We start from the raw sequence: 17,272 nt of genomic DNA, 5'->3' as shown, positions 1-17,272 counted from the left end.
CATGACCGCCTCCGTTGCCTGGCCCGCGCTTCGCCGCAATCTCGTTGCCATCCTGCGCGGCATCAAGCCGGAGGAAATCGAGGCCACGGTCGATGTCCTGATCGAAGCCGGTTTCGAGGCAATCGAGGTGCCGTTGAATTCACCGGAACCCTTCGTCTCCATCGAAAAAGCGCGCAAACGCGCTCCGGCGAATGTCCTGATTGGCGCAGGGACGGTTCTGGAGGTTGCCCAGGTTGACCGCCTGAACGATGTCGGCGGCAATCTCCTTGTCACCCCGAATGTCGAACCCGACGTGATCCGCCGCGCGGTATCGCATGGCATGGTCGCAATGCCCGGAGTTTTTACGCCGACCGAGGCCCTGCTCGCGGCGAAGTGCGGTGCTGCAGCACTCAAGTTCTTCCCGGCAAGCGTGCTCGGACCGAGCGGCATCGCGGCCATCAAGGCCATCCTGCCGCCACATCTTCCGCTGGGCGCTGTCGGCGGCGTCTCAGACGCAAACTTCGCGGACTATTGGAATGTCGGCGTCCGTGCCTTCGGACTTGGCTCCAGCCTCTACAAGCCGGGTGACGATGCGAGCATCATCGCTGAGCGCGCCTTAAAGTCCGTCCGCGCTTACGACGCACTTCTGGCCTGATCCATCCCGCCTGTTTTCACCTACCGTCTCGACACAACTACGGCGTGCTTCTAGCGCGCTCTTCTGGTCGGCTGTGACCGTCGTCACGCGTCGACACGGATAAATGTGCCGATGCCCAAATTTGAACATACCGCCGCCGTTTTTTGAGATAGTATATAACTAACTTGGTTGGCGCGATGCGCCAAACGGTCCGGTCTGGCGCATTGACCCCTTACCCCCAGCCCCCCAATGCTTCCGGGCCGGACCACACCAAGTTCCTGCTTCCATAAGATCAGAGTGTTTTTGCCGTCGACATCATCACGGTGGCACCGATGATTCGGGACGGATTGCCGGCTTTGTCGGCAGCCTGAAGCAGAATGGCGATCCCGTCGCTCTTGTCGTCGCCCATGGGGTTTGCGGGAAGCGTCAGTTCGAGCGATTTTCCGTACCACATCCCAACAGTCTGGACGTCGTTCACGCTGTGCCAGTAGTCCAGTCTCTTCCCGAAGTTTTCGCCCTTGAGCACCTCGACAGTCTGGTTTTGGCTGAAATACACCACCACGACATTTGCCTTGCCGGATCCCTGACCAATCGAGATTGACAATTGGTCGTCGTGGCGAGAGGCCGTCACGGGGACGACAAGGCCTCTACCGCTTGAATTCATCCGGTCCAGGCGACGATTGACCTCGGCAGCATCGGTGCCCTTCAGGTGATCGCGTCCATTCAGAACCGCCTGGGGGGTGTAGACCCCGTTGCGGCCGAAGGCCTTGGCATAGGCGTATTGCCTTGCGGTGTTTTCCTTAGTTGCCAGTGTGTCGGCCCAGCCCAAGTAGTTCCAGTAGTCGACGTGATAGGACAGAGCGACAACCTTGCCTTCCCGGACCAGCTGCTCGAAGGCGCGGTCAGCAGGGGGGCAGGAACGGCAACCCTGTGAGGTAAAGAGTTCTACGACACCTTTCGGCGTGGCAAATTCGTCAGCCATCGCAACAGTTGTTGAGAGGCCGATGAACGGTGCCAGACACAGTGCGGCAAGCCTTGCCCACGCCGTCCGTCTGCCTGTCCTCGTCTTTGCCTGCAACATGCCGATGCTATGCCTTTCCTGAACGTTGAACTGATACCCTCTCCGCCCTCGAGCGCAAAGTCACGAAGGGGTGAAATTCTTGTCAACGCTCCCAATCCAGCAGCAATGAAAAAAGCCGCCGGTTGCCCGGCGGCTTTTCATCTGGTGTACAGAAACTTATCAGGCAGCGAGATCGCGCAGAACGGTCTGCAGAATGCCACCATTGTTCATGTAGGTGACCTCATCGAGCGTGTCGATGCGGCAGAGCAGGGGTACGTCCTTTACGGTGCCGTCCGAGTAGGTGATCTTGGCGATCTTCTTCTCGCGCGGCTTGATCTCGCCTTCCAGACCCTCGATCGTGACGACTTCGTCACCCTTCAGGTTCAGCGAGGCCCAGGTGGTGCCTTCCTCGAAGGTGAAGGGCACGATGCCCATGCCGACGAGGTTCGAACGGTGGATACGCTCGAAGGACTGGGCAATCACGGCCTTGACGCCGAGCAGATTGGTACCCTTGGCGGCCCAGTCACGCGACGAACCATTGCCATATTCGACACCGGCGAAGATGACGAGCGGGACGCCCTCTTGCTTGTACATCATCGCTGCATCGTAAATCGACAGCTCTTCCTTGGACGGATAGTGGATGGTGTAGCCACCTTCCTTGCCGTTCGGGCCGAGCATGTGGTTGCGGATGCGGATGTTGGCAAACGTGCCGCGCATCATGACTTCATGGTTGCCACGGCGGGTGCCGTACTGGTTGAAGTCCGGTACCGCGACACCGTTTTCGGTCAGGTAGGCACCTGCCGGCGACGCTGCCTTGATCGAGCCGGCCGGAGAGATGTGGTCGGTGGTGATCTTGTCGCCGAACAACCCAAGCACGCGGGCGCCCTTGATGTTCTTCAGGCCCGAGCCGGTCTTGCCCATGCCCACGAAGTAGGGCGGGTTCTGCACATAGGTCGACTTGTCGTCCCATGCATAGGTCTGGCCAGCGGGAACCTGAACGGCCTGCCAGTTGGCGTCGCCCTTGAACACGTCGGCATACTTCGATTCGTAAAGTTCGCGGGTGACGTATTTCAGGATGAATTCCTGAATTTCGTGCGAGGTCGGCCAAATGTCCTTGAGGTAGACCGGGTTGCCGTTCTGGTCTTCGCCGAGCGGCTCGGTGGTCAGGTCCTTCTGGACGGTGCCGGCGAGCGCGTAGGCGACGACCAGCGGCGGGGAGGCCAGGTAGTTGGCCTGAACGTCCGGAGAGATACGACCTTCGAAGTTACGGTTGCCCGAGAGGACGCCGGCCGTGATCAGCCCCTTGTCGTTGATCGTCTTGGAGATCGGCGCCGGCAGAGGGCCGGAATTGCCGATGCAGGTCGTGCAGCCGAAACCGACCAGATTAAAGCCGAGTGCGTCGAGCGAGACCTGCAGGCCGGACTTGGCCAGGTATTCGCCCACGACCTGCGATCCCGGAGCGAGCGAGGTCTTGACCCACGGCTTGGACTTCAGGCCCTTGGCAACGGCGTTGCGGGCGAGAAGACCGGCCGCAATCAGCACGCTCGGATTCGAGGTGTTGGTGCAGGAGGTGATAGCGGCAATGGCAACGTCACCGTGACCAATGTCATAATCGGTGCCTTCGACCGCGTAACGATTGGTCAGCTGGCCCGGCTTCTTGTAGTCGGTTTCCAGCGCGGTTGCGAAGTTGGGTGCGATGGTTTCGAGCGGCAGGCGGCCTTCCGGACGCTTCGGGCCGGCCATGGACGGAACAACATCGCCGAGGTCGAGCTCAAGCGTGTCGGTGAAGACGAGGTCCGATCCATCGCTGTCGCGCCACATGCCCTGCGCCTTGGAGTAGGATTCGACCAGGGCGATGCGGTCCTTGGTGCGGCCCGACATGGTCAGATAGTTGATGGTCTCGCCATCAACCGGGAAGAAGCCGCAGGTCGCGCCATATTCCGGACCCATGTTGCCGATCGTTGCGCGGTCGGCGAGCGACATCGAGTCGAGGCCGGGGCCGAAGAATTCGACGAACTTCGAGACGACGCCCTTCTTGCGCAGCATCTGCACGACGGTCAGCACGAGGTCAGTCGCGGTCACGCCTTCCTTCACCTTACCGGTCAGCTTGAAGCCGATCACTTCAGGCAGCAGCATGGAGACGGGCTGGCCGAGCATGGCGGCTTCGGCTTCGATGCCGCCCACGCCCCAACCAAGTACGCCCAGACCGTTGATCATCGTGGTGTGGCTGTCCGTGCCGACGCAGGTATCCGGATAAGCCGTTGTTTCGCCGTCCTCATCCTTGGTCCAGACGGTCTGGCCGAGGTATTCCAGATTGACCTGGTGACAGATGCCGGTGCCCGGGGGAACGACGCGGAAGTTCTTGAAGGCCTGCTGGCCCCACTTCAGGAAGCGATAACGCTCGCCGTTGCGCTGGTACTCCAGTTCAACGTTGCGGGCAAAGGCCGTCGGCGTGCCGAATTCATCGACGATGACCGAGTGGTCGATGACGAGGTCGACGGGAACCAGCGGGTTGATCTTTTCCGGATCACCGCCGAGATTGACCATGGCATCGCGCATGGCGGCAAGGTCAACGACAGCGGGAACGCCAGTGAAGTCCTGCATCAGCACGCGGGCCGGACGGTAGGCGATTTCCGCTTCGGCCAGCCCCTTGTTGGTCAGCCATTCGGCGACGGCCTGGATGTCCTTCTTGGTGACCGAGCGGCCATCCTCGTTGCGGAGAAGGTTCTCCAGCAGGACTTTCATGGAGTAGGGGAGTTTCGACACACCCGTCAGGCCATTCGCTTCGGCCTTCGGGATGCTGTAGTAGACATAGTCCTTGCCGTCGACGGTCAGGACCGACCGGCAATTGAAACTGTCGAGAGATTTAGCCACGGATAGAAACCCCGCATATTCTGATAGCCAACACAATCGTGCGGACGCCTATGCACTTCATGCACATCAGGATGCGGGTACGACCATTTCCGCTGTCCGCACGTGAACATCGCTCCTCGCAATGTCCAAGTTCGGCACAAGGATGAACTTCACGCCGGCCGCTGGCGTGGTTGCAGGTCTTATAGATAATTTCTAAGAAAGGCGCCAGACCGACGAAGGACGAAAACGGATTTTTTTATGAGGCAGGCCTCATCCTGCCAGAAGGCGATCATGATCAGGCTCAATGCCGAAAATCTCTCAGCGCGCCGTGGCGACGATCTGATTTTCGTTAATGTTTCCTTTACCTTGGCTGAAGGCGAAGCACTCGTATTGACCGGGCGCAACGGCTCGGGAAAATCGACCTTATTGAGGGTTCTCGCCGGCCTTCTTCGTCCGGAAACAGGGCATGCGGTTTGTATCTCCGAAGACGATGGCGAAACCCGGCCGGCTGGGGAATTCAGCCACTACCTCGGACATCGCAACGGGATGAAGCGGGAACTGACGGTCGCCGAAAATCTGGCTTTCTGGAAATCCTTTCTCGGTGACCTGGGTGCAGGGCAAAGCCTCGAGGTCGAGGCGGCGGCCTCTGCCGTCGATCTCGCCGGGATCACACATCTCCCCTATGGCTACCTCTCCGCCGGCCAGCAGAGACGCTTCGCCATGGCGCGGCTTCTCGTCGCGCACCGACCGATCTGGATACTCGACGAGCCGACGGCGGCCCTCGATCGCCGTGCTGACACGATGTTCGAGGACCTGGTGCGGCGTCATCGTCAAGCGGGCGGAATCGTTATTGCCGCAACCCACCAGCCTCTTGGCATGGAGGGCGCCAAGAGCCTGGAAATGCTCGGATTCGACGGTGTCGAGGAGGAGTATTCCGCATGATGGCACTGTTCCTCAGAGACCTGAAGCTTTCCGTTCGCGCCGGTGGTGGCGCGCTGATCGGTGTGCTTTTCTTCACGACCGTCGTCGCTGTCATCCCATTCGGCGTCGGTCCGGATCTCAACCTTCTTTCCCGCATTGGTCCGGCCATTGTCTGGATCGGAGCGCTATTGTCAGCCCTGCTTGGTCTCGACCGGCTCTTCCAGGCCGAGAGGGACGACGGATCGCTCGATATCTTGCTCATGCAAGAGACACCGCTCGTCCTCACCGTGCTTGTCAAATGCCTGGCGCACTGGGTGGCGACGGGGCTGCCTCTTGTCATTGCCTCTCCGTTGCTCGGCCTCTTCATGAACATGGACGAGGTTGCTATCGGCGCCGTCATGCTCACCCTGCTGGTGGGGTCGCCTGCGATCACGTTCATCGGAGCAGCCGGTGCCGCCGTCGCTGTTGCCTTGCCCCGAGGCGGTCTGCTGGTGTCGATCCTCGTGCTCCCACTTACCGTGCCAGTGCTGATCTTCGGCGTCAGTGCGTCCTATGCGGCGGTCGAGGACCCGGCACCTTTCCTGCCGCCGTTCATGTTTCTGTCGGCGATTACGCTTCTCTTCGCCGTAATCGGCCCCGTGGGTGCGGCGGCGGCTTTGCGCAGCGCGGCAGACTGAGACATTTCGGCTTGACCAGGATCAATTGCAGGCGGGATTGAGACAGGCTAAAACGCATCATGACTGACAACAGCCTTGCCATTACCAAAATCGGCGACCTCGCCAATCCGACCCGATTCCTGGCGCTCGTGGCCTGGGTGCTGCCCTGGTTTGCCGGCATCACGGTACTGCTTTTTGCGGCTGGGCTTTATCTGGGTTTCGCGTCGGAGACTGACTACCAGCAGGGCGATACAGTCCGCATCATGTATGTGCACGTGCCGGCCGCCTGGCTCTCGATGATGTGCTACTCCGTGATGGCACTGTCGGCGATCGGCACGCTCGTGTGGCGCCATCCTCTCGCAGACGTCAGTCACAAGGCTGCTGCACCCCTCGGTGCGGCCTTCACGCTGATCGCGCTGATCACTGGCTCCCTGTGGGGAAAGCCGATGTGGGGCACCTGGTGGGTCTGGGATGCGCGCCTTACCTCCGTTTTCGTGCTTTTCCTGATGTATCTGGGACTGATCGCGCTGAACCGTGCAATGGACGACCCATCGAAGGCGGCCCGGCTCAGTTCGGTTCTCATCCTTGTCGGCTTCGTCAACATTCCGATCATCAAGTTCTCCGTCGACTGGTGGAACACGCTGCACCAGCCCGCGAGCGTCATGCGCCTTGATGGGCCGACCATTGATCCGGAATTCCTCTGGCCGTTGTTGATCATGGCGCTGGCCTTCACCTTCCTTTTCTTCACATTGCATCTGATGGCAATGCGCAACGAGATCTGGCGTCGTCGCGTTGGTACGCAGCGACGCTTGGCAGCGCGCCAGGCCGGTCGGGAGCATGCGGGATGAGCCACATTTTTTATGTTGTCGGTTCTTATGCGCTGACGGTTGGAATATGTCTGGCCCTGACCATCTGGATCTATCTCGACGGTCGCGCGCGTCAGGCAGAGTTGAAGACGCTCGAAGCACAGGGGATCCGGCGCCGTTCGGCATCGGCATCGTCTACGCAGGACAGGAACGCATGACCCAGCAATCCGGGAGGGACCCTGCCGCGCCAAGAGGCCGCGGGCGTTACCTGATCGCAGCCTTGCCGCTCCTGCTGTTCGCGGGCCTCGCGGCGATCTTCATGACCCAGCTTCAATCGGGCCGTGACGTGTCGGAAATTCCTTCGGCGCTGCTCGGAACCAAGGCGCCGGCTCTGCAGCTCGCAGGGCTCGACGGCTCGGAGCGTCCGGCCCTCACCTCGGCGGTGATCAGTGGCAAGCTTACGCTCGTCAATGTCTTTGCATCCTGGTGCGTGCCCTGTCGGCAGGAACATCCCATGCTGCTGGAACTTTCCAAGGATCCGCGGGTCAATGTCGTCGGTATCAACTACAAGGACCGCAACGACAATGCGCTGCGGTTCCTGGGCGAACTCGGCAACCCCTATGCGGCCATTGGCGTCGATCCGAACGGCAAGGCTGCGATCGACTGGGGTGTCTATGGCATCCCGGAAAGCTACCTCGTCGGGTCCGACGGAACGATCCTCTACAAGAAGGTCGGGCCGTTCGATCCTGAAAGTTTCGAGACGCAGCTGATGCCGGCGATCGAGAAGGCCTTGCAGCGTTCCTGATCGTCAGAGTGCAGCCTGCCACGTTTTCACGACCTCTATCGGCCAGACCAGCATTACGACATTCAAAGTCAGATTGTCGCGGATGACGAATGCCGTGACAGCCTCGAATGCGAGTGCGATCACGACTGTCAGCCAGATCGGTACGCGCGCCGCAAAGAAGAAGCCGGCGATCATGGCCACCATGTCCATCCCGGAATTCAGGATGCTATCTCCGCTATAGCCGACAGCCATGGTGGCGGTCCGATAGCGGTCGATCACGAGCGGTGAGTTTTCGAGGATTTCCCACGCAGCCTCGATGAGTGCTGCAAGAGCGAGTTTCGCCGCAATTGGCTTCTTGCGCATGATCAGCCATCCGAGGCCATAGAACAGGAAGCCATGGATGATGTGGGAGGGCGTATACCAATCAAACAGATGCTGTGAATTGCCGGGTGTATTCACGCCTGGCTCGAAGAGCTTCACATAGCCGCATTCGCAGATCCAGAGGCGGCCCATCAGATATTGCGAGACGACCTGAACCAGGATGACGAGAAACGTCACCGCCAGCCAGAAACGTGTCGTCGAGTTGTCGTTACTCTGGCTGGTCACGTCGTTCACTGCTCTTCCTTCTCTTCCAGCGAGTGCTTCATGATCAGCGGCATCTGGGCCAGCGTGAAGAGGATCGTGATGGGCATGGTGCCCCAGACCTTGAAATTCACCCAAACGTCAGCGGAGAAGTTGCGCCAGACAACCTCGTTCAGGACCGCGAGGAAGAGGAAAAAGATGCCCCAGCGGAGCGTCAGCTTTCTCCAGCCTTCGGCATCCAGCTGGAAGGCAGCATTAAAGACATATCCGAGTAGCGAGGTGCCGAAGGCCAAGCCGCCAAGCAGCGTAACGCCGAAGAGCGTGTTGACGATGGTCGGCTTCATCTTGATGAAGGTTTCGTCCTGCAACCAGATCGAGAGACCGCCAAAGACCATGACGACGATCCCCGATACGAAGGGCATGACCGGCAGGTGCTTGAAGACGATCTTGGAAATGATCAGCGAAAGTACCGTTGCGGCCATGAACAGCGCGGTGGCGATCAGAAGCGGGCCGCCGATCGCGGTCAGTGCCGGAAAGGTCTTGGCCAGCCACTCGCCGCGCAAGTTTCCGAAGAAGAAGATCAGCAGCGGGCCGAGTTCCAATGCCATCTTCAACAGCGGGTTCTGTCTTTCGGCCTTGGACGCGTGTGTATCGGTGGATGTGTCCGACATTGATGTCGTTCCCTAAAGTTTTCGGCGCTCAGCGCGCGATGCCGGCAATGGCGCTGGCGAAATCTTCCGCCTCGAAGGGCTCGAGATCGTCGATACCCTCGCCGACGCCGATGAAATAGACGGGCAGCTTATGCTTGGCGGCGATGGCGACGAGGATGCCGCCACGGGCCGTGCCGTCGAGCTTTGTCATGATCAGGCCGTTCACCCCCGCAATGTTGCGGAAGATCTCGACCTGCTGCAGGGCGTTCTGACCCGTGGTCGCGTCGAGCGTCTGAAGAACCGTATGCGGCGCATCGGGATCGAGCTTGCCGAGGACGCGGACGATCTTCTCGAGTTCCGCCATCAGTTCCGTCTTGTTCTGCAGGCGGCCGGCGGTATCGATGATCAGGACATCGGATTTCTCTGCTTTCGCTTTTTCGAAGGCCTCGTAGGCAAGGCCGGCTGCATCCGCGCCGAGCTTGGTGCCGATAAAGGTTGAGCCGGTACGGTCGGCCCAGATCTTCAGCTGCTCGATCGCCGCTGCACGGAAGGTATCGCCGGCGGCCAGCATGACCTTGAGGCCCGAGCCAGAAAGCTTGGCTGCAAGCTTGCCGATTGTCGTGGTCTTGCCGGTGCCGTTGACGCCGACAACAAGGATGACATGCGGCTTGTGGCTGAGATCGAGGGCGAGCGGCTTAGCCACCGGCTTCAGAACCTTGACGATCTCTGCCGCCATGATCCTGGTGACGTCTTCGCCGGTCACATCTTTGCCGTAGCGCTCGGAGGCGAGGGTATCAGTGACGCGCAGCGCCGTTTCGACCCCGAGGTCGGCCTGGATCAACAGATCTTCCAGTTCCTCTAGCGTCTCGTCGTCAAGCTTGCGTTTGGTGAAGAGGGCGGTGATCTGGCCTGTGAGCTGCGAGGAGGTGCGAAACAGGCCGGCCTTGAGGCGCTGGAACCAGCTCAGCTTTTCAGAAGGGGCGGGGGCTTCCGGCTCGGCGGCCCCCAACTCGGCCGCCGCAAAACCCTTGGGCAGCACCGGAACGGCTGGTTCCGGACCATCGGCAGATGCGGCCGTGACACTGTCGCTTACGTCTGTGTCTTGCATAGTCTGGGGCTGCTGATCGCTGTCAGCCGGGACTTCTTCCTTCGTCTCGGCCTGAAGCAGCTCAAGCGGCTCCAGGGACAGATCTTCTTCTGAGAAGTCGTCGGAAGGACCCGCTGCAGTCTCCACTTCCGCCGAAATGACCGGATCCTCGGCGAGGGGCAGGTCTTCGTGGCGGTCTTTCGGTTCGCTTTCGGCGCCGATCGCAGCCTTTTCTTCCGCCGTCAGACGGGTCGGCGCATCTGCCGCCTTGTCCTTGCCGAAAGTGAAGACTTTTTTGATGAAGCCGAGGGCCATACTCACTCTATCCGTCTGTCAGGCTGCGGCGTTTGCCGCTGCCGCTGAAATCGTCAGATGACGGCCCGTATGGCCGCCGATCGAAACCTCGACGAAGCTGCCGGGTTTCATGCCGGGCGTCGCAACGAGGGTGAAGTCTTCCGTATGCGCCATTTCGTTGCGCTCGACCAGCAGCTTCTGGCGGGTGCCGACGCGCGAGGCGAGATGCATGGCCTGCAGTCGGTTGGCAATGCTGCGCAGTTCGGCAGCGCGCGTCTTGACCAGTGCCCGGTCGAGTTGCGGCATGCGGGCTGCCGGTGTGCCCGGGCGCGGGCTGTAAGGGAAGACATGCAGATGGGCGATGCCGATTTCCTCGGCGAGGCGGGCGGAATTTGCGGCCATCTCCGCCGTTTCGGTCGGGAATCCAGCGATCATGTCAGCGCCGAAGGCGAAGCCCGGGCGCAGGCGCCGGACCTGCTCGGCAAAAGCGATCGCATCGGTGCGGGAATGCCGGCGCTTCATGCGTTTCAGGATCATGTCGTCACCATGCTGCAGCGACAGATGCAGATGCGGCATGAAACGGGGCTCATCGGCAATCAGATCAAACAGATGGCCGTCTGCCTCTATGCTGTCGATCGAAGAGAGGCGCAGGCGCAGGATTTCGGGCACCTGTTTGAGCAGTGTCTTGGCAAGAAGGCCAAGCGTCGGCATACCCGGCAAATCCGCTCCGTAGCTGGTGGCGTCCACCCCGGTCAGCACGACTTCGCGATACCCGTTCTCAATCAGCTTGCGCGCCTGCTCGACGACGGCGCCCATTGGTACGGAGCGCGAATTTCCACGGCCAAAGGGGATGATGCAGAAGGTGCAGCGATGGTCGCAGCCGTTCTGCACCTGCAGGAAGCCGCGTATATGGCCGTCGATATGGGCGACCATCTGCGGTGCGGTCTCCGTCACGCTCATGATGTCGTTGACGGCAATCTTCTCTTCCGCCGAGATGCCGAAATCCGGCAGGCGACGGTAATATTCGGCCTGGAGCTTTTCCTCATTGCCGAGGACAGCGTCGACCTCGGGCATGGCCGCGAAGTTTTGTGCTTCCGTCTGAGCCGCACAGCCGGTGACGATGATGCGGGCTTCCGGGTTCTCCCGGCGCGCCCGACGGATCGCCTGACGCGCCTGACGCACGGCTTCCGACGTCACGGCACAGGTGTTGACGAGGATGGCATTGTCGAGGCCAGCTTTGGCAGACTCCGCCTTCATGACTTCGGACTCATAGGTGTTCAGGCGACAGCCGAAGGTGATGACCTCGACAGAACCCTTTTGCTCAGGAGTCACGGGGTGGCAGCCTCTGCGTCGGCGCTTGTATCTCGCTGCCAGCTACCGGTGGCCGGATCAACCATGCCCGACCACTCCCATTCAGCGGGACCGGTCATGACGACCTTGTCGTCTGCACGCCAGTCGATGGTGAGCGTACCGCGGCCCGGGCTGGACGCGACCGTGATCGTCACCTTGCGGTCGGTGCGGCCGGTGCGGGCCGCGGATACGCCGGCGGCGCAGGCGGCTGAGCCGCAGGCGAGCGTCAGGCCGGCGCCGCGCTCCCAGGTGCGCGTCACCATCGTTGTCTTCGAGGTAACCTGGGCAAGCGTGATATTGGCCTTTTCCGGGAAGATCGGATGGTTTTCGAGAAGCGGTCCGAAGCGTTCCAGGTCATAGGTCATCGGATCGCGATCGACCCAGAAGACGGCATGCGGATTGCCCATCGACATGGCCGAGGGCGAATGCAGGATCGGCGCGTCGATCGGGCCGATCTGCAGCTCGATGCGGCTGGTGTCGTGGAATTCTTCCGAGAGCGGGATCTTGTCCCAGGCAAAGACGGGCTTGCCCATGTCGACGGAGATCGTCCCGTCCTGATGCTCGACTGCGTTCAGGATGCCCGCGATGGTCTGGAAGGTGAAGCTTTTGCGGCCGGTCTCGCTGGCGAGTGCCTGCACAACGCAACGGGTACCGTTGCCGCAAGCCTGGGCCTTCGAGCCGTCGCAGTTCAGGATGTCGATATAGGCGTCGGTTCCGTCGACCTTCGGATCGTGGATCGCCATGATCTGGTCGAAGGCCGTCGATGAATCTGCAGCAAGCGCGATTGCAGCAGTCGGGGTCACCCGATCGGTCCGGCCGCGCATGTCGACGACCAGGATCTTGTTGCCAAGCCCGTTCATAACAGCGAATTCGACCCGATCCGACATCGTCACTCCATACAGGTGTATTTTCAGCCTATATGGCGGAAATGAAGCCGAATTACCAGTGGAGCGGCTCAAACCGGCGTTCTATGGTCAACGCCATTGCTCAGTCGTCCTTAGCCATTCGCGGGTTCGCTGTTCGGGGTTCGCATGCAGAGTTATGTCCGTTACGACGGCTGCGCTGTCTGCTCCGGCTTGGAAAACGCCCTGGAGCCGGTCGGGACGAAGCCCACCGATCGCAATCAGGGGCAGGGGGGCGATCTGTCCTTTCCAGGATGTGATGCGTTCAAGTCCCTGCGGTGCCCAGGGCATCTTCTTCAGGATCGTCGGATAGACCGGGCCGAGAGCGATGTAATTGGGCTCGGCGTCGAGGGCGGCATTCAGCTCTCCCTCGTCATGGGTTGAGAGACCGAGCCTCAGACCCGCGCCCCTGATCGCGCGGAGATCCGCCGACATCAGATCCTCCTGGCCGAGATGGACGAAGTCGCAGGCCTCATCAATGGCGATCTGCCAGAAGTCGTTGATAATCAACTGGCAGCCGTGATCGGCGCAGCATTGCCGGGCGCGGCGAATGTGCTGGCGAAGGGTGGCATCATCGACATCCTTCATGCGCAGTTGCACCAGCCTGACGCCCAGCGGCACGAGCCGCTCGATCCAGTCGGCGCTGTCGACGATCAGGTAAAAGGGATCGAGCTTCATGCGAAGACGCCCTTTCCGATTACAGGTGTAGAGGGAACCGCCATGTCGCGGGGTTCGAGCATGCCAGCCTCACGGGCCATATGCCCCGCCTCGATTGCGCGCGCAAACGCCTCTGCCATTGCGGCCGGATCGCCAGCACTGGCGACGGCGGTGTTGAGCAGGACGGCGTCATAGCCGAGCTCCATGACAACAGTGGCATGGGAGGGACGGCCGATGCCGGCATCGACGATCAGGGGTACATCTGGAAACTCCGCGCGCATGGACTTCAGCGCGGGCAGGTTTTGCGGACCCATGGCGCTGCCGATCGGGGCGCACCAGGGCATCAGGACCCGGCAGCCGGCAGCAAGAAGTCTCTCGCCGACCACCAGATCGTCGGTGGTGTAGGGGAAAACCTCGAAGCCCTCGGCGTTCAGGATTTTTGCCGCTTCGACCAGTTCGAAAACATTCGGCTGCAATGTGTCGTGATTGCCAATGACCTCGAGCTTGATCCAGTTTGTGCCAAAGACCTCCCGCGCCATCTTGGCCGTCAGCACTGCTTCCCGGGCGCTGTGGCAGCCGGCCGTGTTGGGCAGGACATGAACGCCGAGATCGCGGATCAGCTGGAAAAAGGCGCCGCCCGCCTTGCCGCCCGCAGTTTCCCGGCGGAGTGAGACCGTGACGATTTCGGTCTTCGACCGCCGCACGGCCTCCGCCAGGATCGCAGGCGAAGGGTAGCGGGCCGTACCCAGCAGAAGACGCGAGGAGACAGTCTTGCCATAGAGTTCGAGTGCCATGTCAGCCTCCCTGCATAGGCGAGAGGACCTCGATCCGGTCGCCTTCCTTCAAGGGATGGGCGGCTCTCTCCTCGCGGTGCACCAGGTCGCCATTAACGGCGGTTGCGAGCCACTCGCCTTCGTAGTCGAGCTTTGCGAGCAGATCGGCGAGGTTGCCCGCATCGAGCTCCTGGGTTTCTCCGTTGACGGTGAGCTTCATGCTGACCTCCTCTCGGGCGCTTCGATGGTCGTGAGCCTGTCTGCCGCCTGACGCGCCAGTGCCGGCGCGAGCAGAAAGCCGTGGCGGTGCATGCCGGCGACTGCCATGCCTTCGGAGGTTTCGATGAGGCGGGGCACATTGTCTTGGAAAGCCGGGCGGATGCCGGTGCCGGTTTCGATGATCCGCGCTTCGGCGAAGGCCGGGTGAAGGGCATAGGCGGCGTTCAGAAGCTCCATCATCGAACGCGCGGTGATCGGCCCGTCATTCGCCGTCTCGATCATGGTCGCGCCCAGCATGAAGCGCCCGTTGCCGCGCGGCACGATGTAGAGAGGGTGGCGGGGATGTAGAAGTCGCACGGGACGGGAGAGGGTGATATCGGCCGTCTCCAGATAGAGCATCTCGCCGCGCACGCCGCGCAATCCTTCGATCTCGCCGATCGCCTGTGGTCCGCGGCAGTCGATGACCGTCGCATAGTCTCCTGCATCACCTGCCTCCTCCCCGAAGCGGAAGGAGGCTCCCGCCCCCCGTGCCGCGTCGTAGAGACCCCGCAATGCCTTGCGCGGATCGAGATGGGCCTCCTCGGCGAAGAAGAGGCCGGTGCCGAAACGACCTGCCAGATCGGGCTCAAGTTCTGCGATTTCCTTCTCGCCCACCCAGCGATGCCCCCGTGTACGGCTTGCAAAGCGCTTGAGGTCAGCATGATCGCGGGCATTGGCGAGAACAAGCGTGCCGCGTCGCTGCACGAGACCGGGGGCGGCTTCGTCCCACCAGTCGGCGGCGCAGAGGCCGAGAGTGAGCACGATCTCTTCTGCCGCCTCCCGCTCGCAATAGGGGGCGAGCATGCCACCCGCCCAATGGGAGGCGCCAAGCCCGATATCGGCCCGGCGTTCCACGACCTCGACGGCTACATCCTTCCGGGCCAGTTCGAGAGCCGTGGCGAGCCCGGCAACGCCCGCCCCTTTCACGAGGATCGTCATGACCGCTCTCCGGTGTCGAGTGCCTTGATCTCGTCCGCCGTCATGTAGAGATCGCCGCCGGAACGGTATTTTTCTGCCATGGCGGTCAGGCCCTCCTTCTGGGCCTCGGCGCGGATGTCATGCGAGATCCGCATGGAGCAGAATTTGGGGCCGCACATCGAGCAGAAATGCGCGACCTTGTGCGCCTCCTTCGGCAGGGTCTCGTCATGCATGGAGCGCGCCGTCTCCGGGTCGAGCGACAGGTTGAACTGGTCTTCCCAGCGGAATTCGAAGCGGGCGCGTGACAGGGCATCGTCGCGCAACTGCGCGGCCGGATGCCCCTTGGCGAGATCGGCGGCATGGGCTGCGATCTTGTAGGTGATGACGCCGGTCTTCACGTCGTCGCGGTCGGGCAGGCCGAGATGCTCCTTCGGCGTGACGTAGCAGAGCATGGCCGTGCCGAACCATCCAATCATCGCCGCCCCGATCCCCGAGGTGATGTGATCGTAACCGGGCGCAATGTCCGTGGTGAGTGGTCCGAGCGTATAGAAGGGGGCCTCGCCGCAGGTCTTCAGCTGCTTGTCCATGTTCTCCTTGATCTTGTGCATGGGAACATGGCCGGGTCCCTCGATCATCACCTGGCAGTCTTTTGCCCAAGCGATCTGCGTCAGTTCACCCAACGTTTCGAGCTCGGCAAACTGGGCTGCATCATTGGCATCGGCAATCGAGCCGGGCCTCAACCCATCGCCCAGCGAGAAGGAGACATCGTAAGCGCGGCAGATGTCGCAGATCTCCTCGAAATGCTCGTAGAGGAAGCTCTCCTTGTGGTGATGCAGGCACCACTTGGCCATGATCGAACCACCGCGCGAGACGATGCCGGTGACGCGGTTGACGGTCAGCGGGATGTAATGCAGCCGCACCCCGGCATGGATGGTGAAATAGTCGACGCCCTGTTCGGCCTGCTCGATCAGCGTGTCGCGATAGACCTCCCAGGTCAGATCCTCGGCGATGCCTCCGACCTTTTCCAGCGCCTGGTAGAGCGGCACCGTCCCGATCGGCACGGGCGAATTGCGGATGATCCAGTCGCGGATGTTGTGAATGTTGCGTCCGGTCGAGAGATCCATGACCGTGTCTGCACCCCAGCGGATCGCCCAGACCATCTTCTCAACCTCTTCGGCCATGGAAGAGGTGACGGCCGAATTGCCGATATTGGCGTTGATCTTCACCAGGAAGTTCCGGCCAATGATCATTGGCTCGAGTTCGGGATGGTTGATGTTGGCCGGAATGATCGCCCGGCCCGAGGCAATTTCCTGGCGGACGAATTCCGGCGTCACGTGATCGGGGATCGCGGCGCCGAAGCTCTCGCCATCGCGCACAAGCGCTTCCTTTGCGGCCTTGCGGCCGAGGTTTTCGCGGATCGCTACAAATTCCATCTCAGGTGTGATGATGCCCGCCCGGGCATAGGCGAGTTGGGTCACAGCCTTGCCGTCCCGTGCGCGGAACGGGGGATGATTCACGGGAAACACCGGGGTCATCTTCTCGGCCGAGACGAAGCCGTTGTCTTCCGGCTTCAGCGCCCGGCCTTCATAGCGTTCGACATCGCCGCGCACCTCAGCCCAGGCCGTCCTGTGGCGGGGCAAACCCTGGTCTATGGTGATGACTGCCTGCGGAATGGTGTAGGGGCCTGAGGAATCGTAAACGGCAACAGGTGGCTCGCCGGATGTCGGGTGCAGCGTGATCTGGCGCATGGGCACCCGGATGTCCGGATGGATCTCTCCGGGCAGAAAGATTTTTGTCGAGGCGGGAAGCGGCCCGGTGGTGACGTCGGGTCTGTCGAAATGCGGGGCAATGTTCATCGTGGAGCTCCAAGTGTTCAGGTTGGAGACCCAGTCATGTCAGCCGGAATGATGGAAAGACGCCACGGGATTCGGAGTGCCGAATCGTCGTTTAGCAGCGCTTGCACCGTCCCTACGCCAGTATGAACTGGATCAGGTTCAACGGGTCACCGCGCTGCCATTTCGGCGTAGCGATATCTCAGCCCCTTGTCGGGACACCCCTGGTGAATGCGAGAAGTGTGGTCAAAAGTGCGTCCCGTGTCAACGTGGGAT

The 17,272-nt window shown here is 61.3% G+C and carries 18 protein-coding genes and 1 riboswitch; of the genes, 6 read left to right on the top strand and 12 right to left on the bottom strand.

Features of this window, described 5'->3' with window-relative positions; all coding sequences use genetic code 11:
• Nucleotide 1 precedes the first annotated feature (1 nt).
• Nucleotides 2–634 (top strand): 2-dehydro-3-deoxy-6-phosphogalactonate aldolase, encoded by a 633-nt coding sequence (locus tag LJE98_RS11170; RefSeq protein ID WP_229575288.1) that lies wholly within the window; start codon nt 2–4, stop codon nt 632–634.
• A 271-nt stretch (nt 635–905) separates the two neighbouring features.
• Here LJE98_RS11170 and LJE98_RS11165 read toward each other — a convergent pair whose 3' ends face one another.
• Both LJE98_RS11165 and acnA read right to left on the bottom strand, forming a co-directional pair.
• Nucleotides 906–1,595, bottom strand: a complete 690-nt coding sequence (locus tag LJE98_RS11165) for a DUF1223 domain-containing protein (protein WP_229575287.1) — start codon at nt 1,593–1,595, stop codon at nt 906–908.
• Between the two features lie 258 nt (nt 1,596–1,853).
• Nucleotides 1,854–4,547 (bottom strand): aconitate hydratase AcnA, encoded by a 2,694-nt coding sequence (gene acnA / locus LJE98_RS11160; protein WP_229575286.1) that lies wholly within the window; start codon nt 4,545–4,547, stop codon nt 1,854–1,856.
• A gap of 273 nt (nt 4,548–4,820) precedes the next feature.
• Between acnA and ccmA the strand changes: the two genes are divergently transcribed.
• The 5 genes from ccmA to LJE98_RS11135 are packed head-to-tail and all read left to right on the top strand — an operon-like array spanning nt 4,821 to nt 7,714.
• Nucleotides 4,821–5,468, top strand: a complete 648-nt coding sequence (gene ccmA / locus LJE98_RS11155) for a heme ABC exporter ATP-binding protein CcmA (RefSeq protein ID WP_229575382.1) — start codon at nt 4,821–4,823, stop codon at nt 5,466–5,468.
• Nucleotides 5,465–6,124: a heme exporter protein CcmB gene (gene ccmB / locus LJE98_RS11150; protein WP_229575285.1), complete on the top strand. Its 660-nt coding sequence runs from the start codon at nt 5,465–5,467 to the stop codon at nt 6,122–6,124. The genes ccmA and ccmB overlap by 4 nt, the downstream gene beginning before the upstream one ends.
• Before the next feature lie 59 nt (nt 6,125–6,183).
• Nucleotides 6,184–6,951 (top strand): heme ABC transporter permease, encoded by a 768-nt coding sequence (locus tag LJE98_RS11145; RefSeq protein WP_229575284.1) that lies wholly within the window; start codon nt 6,184–6,186, stop codon nt 6,949–6,951.
• Nucleotides 6,948–7,127, top strand: a complete 180-nt coding sequence (gene ccmD, locus LJE98_RS11140; protein ID WP_229575283.1) for a heme exporter protein CcmD — start codon at nt 6,948–6,950, stop codon at nt 7,125–7,127. The genes LJE98_RS11145 and ccmD overlap by 4 nt, the downstream gene beginning before the upstream one ends.
• The gene (locus LJE98_RS11135; RefSeq protein WP_229575282.1) at nt 7,124–7,714 is read left to right on the top strand and encodes a DsbE family thiol:disulfide interchange protein; all 591 of its coding nucleotides are present in this window, start codon (nt 7,124–7,126) and stop codon (nt 7,712–7,714) included. Before ccmD ends, LJE98_RS11135 begins: the two co-directional genes overlap by 4 nt.
• Before the next feature lie 3 nt (nt 7,715–7,717).
• On the opposite strand, the gene LJE98_RS11130 is transcribed toward LJE98_RS11135, so the two are convergent.
• The 10 genes from LJE98_RS11130 to thiC all read right to left on the bottom strand — a co-directional run bounded on the left by LJE98_RS11130 (nt 7,718) and on the right by thiC (nt 17,020).
• Complete coding sequence (locus LJE98_RS11130; RefSeq protein ID WP_370664160.1) at nt 7,718–8,308, bottom strand: DUF2585 domain-containing protein; 591 nt, start codon at nt 8,306–8,308, stop codon at nt 7,718–7,720.
• Nucleotides 8,305–8,946 (bottom strand): septation protein A, encoded by a 642-nt coding sequence (locus LJE98_RS11125; RefSeq protein WP_229575281.1) that lies wholly within the window; start codon nt 8,944–8,946, stop codon nt 8,305–8,307. Before LJE98_RS11125 ends, LJE98_RS11130 begins: the two co-directional genes overlap by 4 nt.
• A 28-nt stretch (nt 8,947–8,974) precedes the next feature.
• On the bottom strand, nt 8,975–10,327 hold the full coding sequence (ftsY, locus tag LJE98_RS11120) for a signal recognition particle-docking protein FtsY (RefSeq protein WP_229575280.1): 1,353 nt from the start codon (nt 10,325–10,327) through the stop codon (nt 8,975–8,977).
• 18 nt (nt 10,328–10,345) lie between these two features.
• Entirely contained in the window at nt 10,346–11,638 is a 1,293-nt protein-coding gene (gene mtaB / locus LJE98_RS11115; protein WP_324255826.1) for a tRNA (N(6)-L-threonylcarbamoyladenosine(37)-C(2))-methylthiotransferase MtaB, read from the bottom strand.
• Nucleotides 11,635–12,543 carry a diaminopimelate epimerase gene (gene dapF / locus LJE98_RS11110; protein WP_229575279.1) on the bottom strand — a complete coding sequence of 303 codons (909 nt, stop codon included), beginning with the start codon at nt 12,541–12,543 and terminating at the stop codon, nt 11,635–11,637. Before dapF ends, mtaB begins: the two co-directional genes overlap by 4 nt.
• 87 nt (nt 12,544–12,630) lie before the next feature.
• On the bottom strand, nt 12,631–13,236 hold the full coding sequence (locus LJE98_RS11105) for a thiamine phosphate synthase (RefSeq protein WP_229575278.1): 606 nt from the start codon (nt 13,234–13,236) through the stop codon (nt 12,631–12,633).
• Complete coding sequence (locus LJE98_RS11100; RefSeq protein ID WP_229575277.1) at nt 13,233–14,009, bottom strand: thiazole synthase; 777 nt, start codon at nt 14,007–14,009, stop codon at nt 13,233–13,235. The genes LJE98_RS11105 and LJE98_RS11100 overlap by 4 nt, the downstream gene beginning before the upstream one ends.
• Nucleotide 14,010: 1 nt before the next feature.
• Nucleotides 14,011–14,208, bottom strand: a complete 198-nt coding sequence (gene thiS / locus LJE98_RS11095; RefSeq protein ID WP_229575276.1) for a sulfur carrier protein ThiS — start codon at nt 14,206–14,208, stop codon at nt 14,011–14,013.
• Nucleotides 14,205–15,185, bottom strand: coding sequence for a glycine oxidase ThiO (gene thiO / locus LJE98_RS11090; protein WP_229575275.1), 981 nt, complete (start codon nt 15,183–15,185; stop codon nt 14,205–14,207). The genes thiS and thiO overlap by 4 nt, the downstream gene beginning before the upstream one ends.
• On the bottom strand, nt 15,182–17,020 hold the full coding sequence (thiC, locus tag LJE98_RS11085; protein ID WP_229575274.1) for a phosphomethylpyrimidine synthase ThiC: 1,839 nt from the start codon (nt 17,018–17,020) through the stop codon (nt 15,182–15,184). Before thiC ends, thiO begins: the two co-directional genes overlap by 4 nt.
• Before the next feature lie 91 nt (nt 17,021–17,111).
• Nucleotides 17,112–17,232, bottom strand: a riboswitch (TPP riboswitch).
• Nucleotides 17,233–17,272 lie beyond the last annotated feature (40 nt).

The sequence above is a fragment of the Rhizobium sp. 'Codium 1' genome, assembly GCF_020889605.1.
GTDB lineage: Bacteria > Pseudomonadota > Alphaproteobacteria > Rhizobiales > Rhizobiaceae > Allorhizobium > Allorhizobium algae.
This window is presented reverse-complemented; position numbering and strand designations above follow the sequence as displayed.

Coding starts and splice junctions, on each gene's coding strand:
- dapF (WP_229575279.1), bottom strand. CDS start 12,543: ATGTCGGATCGGGTCGAATTCGCTGTTATGAACGGGCTTGGCAACAAG.
- thiO (WP_229575275.1), bottom strand. CDS start 15,185: ATGACGATCCTCGTGAAAGGGGCGGGCGTTGCCGGGCTCGCCACGGCT.
- LJE98_RS11135 (WP_229575282.1), top strand. CDS start 7,124: ATGACCCAGCAATCCGGGAGGGACCCTGCCGCGCCAAGAGGCCGCGGG.
- LJE98_RS11100 (WP_229575277.1), bottom strand. CDS start 14,009: ATGGCACTCGAACTCTATGGCAAGACTGTCTCCTCGCGTCTTCTGCTG.
- LJE98_RS11145 (WP_229575284.1), top strand. CDS start 6,184: ATGACTGACAACAGCCTTGCCATTACCAAAATCGGCGACCTCGCCAAT.
- LJE98_RS11170 (WP_229575288.1), top strand. CDS start 2: ATGACCGCCTCCGTTGCCTGGCCCGCGCTTCGCCGCAATCTCGTTGCC.
- ftsY (WP_229575280.1), bottom strand. CDS start 10,327: ATGGCCCTCGGCTTCATCAAAAAAGTCTTCACTTTCGGCAAGGACAAG.
- ccmD (WP_229575283.1), top strand. CDS start 6,948: ATGAGCCACATTTTTTATGTTGTCGGTTCTTATGCGCTGACGGTTGGA.
- thiS (WP_229575276.1), bottom strand. CDS start 14,208: ATGAAGCTCACCGTCAACGGAGAAACCCAGGAGCTCGATGCGGGCAAC.
- LJE98_RS11105 (WP_229575278.1), bottom strand. CDS start 13,236: ATGAAGCTCGATCCCTTTTACCTGATCGTCGACAGCGCCGACTGGATC.
- ccmB (WP_229575285.1), top strand. CDS start 5,465: ATGATGGCACTGTTCCTCAGAGACCTGAAGCTTTCCGTTCGCGCCGGT.
- thiC (WP_229575274.1), bottom strand. CDS start 17,020: ATGAACATTGCCCCGCATTTCGACAGACCCGACGTCACCACCGGGCCG.
- LJE98_RS11125 (WP_229575281.1), bottom strand. CDS start 8,946: ATGTCGGACACATCCACCGATACACACGCGTCCAAGGCCGAAAGACAG.
- LJE98_RS11165 (WP_229575287.1), bottom strand. CDS start 1,595: ATGGCTGACGAATTTGCCACGCCGAAAGGTGTCGTAGAACTCTTTACC.